At 63.9% G+C, this 1,099-nt stretch carries 1 protein-coding gene; it reads left to right on the top strand.

Annotated elements, in window-relative coordinates; translation table 11 throughout:
- Positions 1-16 precede the first annotated feature (16 nt).
- Positions 17-1,099: AMP-binding protein (locus IG75_RS0135565; RefSeq protein ID WP_345769826.1), on the top strand; the 1,083-nt coding region annotated here is incomplete at its 3' end.

Raw genomic sequence — 1,099 nt, 5'->3', positions numbered from 1 at the left:
TCTGATCGGTATGTTCGTGAACACGTTGGTGTTCCGGACGCAGCTGGATCGTGGCGAGTCGTTCGCCGGTTTGTTGTCCCGTCAGCGGGAAACCGATATTGCGGCGTTCGCGCATGCGGATGTGCCGTTCGAGCGGCTGGTGGAGGTACTCAACCCGGCGCGGTCGACCGCGCGGCACCCGTTGTTCCAGGTGGGGCTGACCTTCCAGAATCTGGCGGAGTCGAGCCTGGAGTTGCCGGGTCTGACGGTGTCGGGTGTCGAAATCGATACCGAGATCTCGCAGTTCGACCTGAACCTGATAGTCAATGATTCCTATGACCTCACCGGCGAACCGGAGGGTTTGGCCGGTTATCTGACCTATGCCAGCGCTCTGTTCGATCATGCCACCGTCCAGGGATTCGTGGACCGGTTCGTGCGGTTGCTGCGCGAGATCGTCGAGGCCCCCGAGACCGCTGTCGGTGATCTGGAGATTCTCGCTGCCGTCGAGCGTGACCAGGTGCTGGCGGAGTGGAACGCGACCGAGCATGCGCTCCCGGAAGGGCTGCTGCTGGACGGGTTCAATGCCGCTGCCGCGGCGCATCCCGAGCGAGTGGCGGTTTCGTTCGAGGGGACAAGTCTGTCCTACGGCGAGTTCGCCGGTCGGGTGAACCGGCTGGCGCGGCATCTGATCGCGCAGGGTGTGGGCCCGGAGACACTGGTCGGGTTGCTGGTTTCGCGGTCGATCGATCTGGTCGTCGGGATGTATGCCGTCGCCGCGGCCGGTGGTGCTTATGTGCCGTTGGATCCCGCGCATCCGGCGGAGCGGATCGGTTACATCCTCGATACCGCGGCGCCGTTGTGTGTGTTGACCTCCACTGTTGATGCGATGGCAGTGCCGGAGGACACCGGTGTGCCGGTGCTCGAGTTGGACGCTTTGGATGTGTCCGGGTATGCCGACGGCGAGGTGACCGATGCCGACCGTGTAGCGCCGGTGCGTCCGTCGAATACCGCGTATGTGATTTTCACGTCGGGTTCGACGGGTCGTCCGAAGGGTGTGGCGGTTCCGCATTCGGCGATCGCGAATCAGGTCGCGTGGATGCTTGCGCAGTACCCGCTGGGC

The organism is Nocardia rhamnosiphila NBRC 108938 (assembly GCF_000720425.1).
In the GTDB taxonomy this organism is placed as follows: Bacteria; Actinomycetota; Actinomycetes; order Mycobacteriales; family Mycobacteriaceae; genus Nocardia; species Nocardia rhamnosiphila.
The sequence above is the reverse complement of the archived record's forward strand: the minus strand, read 5'-3'. Positions and strand labels throughout refer to the sequence as shown.